This is a genomic window from Pseudomonas sp. EA_5y_Pfl2_R50 (genome assembly GCF_963970475.1).
In the GTDB taxonomy this organism is placed as follows: domain Bacteria; phylum Pseudomonadota; class Gammaproteobacteria; order Pseudomonadales; family Pseudomonadaceae; genus Aquipseudomonas.
In genome coordinates this window covers 1-430 of record NZ_CAXAPT010000208.1, presented here as the reverse complement: position 1 = coordinate 430, position 430 = coordinate 1, and the positions used below count along the sequence as shown (strand labels likewise).

1 protein-coding gene is annotated in these 430 nt (G+C 61.6%); it reads left to right on the top strand.

Annotated elements, in window-relative coordinates:
- On the top strand, nucleotides 1-430 hold a 430-nt coding region (locus AACY19_RS27480; RefSeq protein WP_339454641.1), incomplete at both ends, for a hypothetical protein.

Below are 430 nucleotides of genomic sequence, written 5' to 3'. Positions count from 1 at the left end.
ATCTCGACGAGCTCGAAGGTCTGTTGGCCCGCACGGCCGACGGACATGTCGCTCTGGCACAAAGGCTCAGTGATCCGCGCTTCGCGCAGCCCGGGACTGGCTATTACTGGCAGGTGAGCGATCGCAACGGCATCGTCCTACAATCAGCCTCCCTCGAACCGCAACGGCGTTTTCCGCCACCCGCGCGGGGGGCGGATCGGCAGCTTACTCGCTCAGTCGAAGCTGGCCCGGCTGGTGAGCCGATGATCGCATATGAGCGACCGTGGCAGACCGCTGAAAACGGTTACGTGCTTCAAATTGGCGCCGACCAGCGGATCGTCGATGATGTACTGAGACATTTTAATCAGGCGCTGGCCCTGTCACTCGGCACACTGGCAATAGCCCTAATTGGGGCCGGCACGTTGCAGGCCTGGTTTGGTCTGCGTCCCAT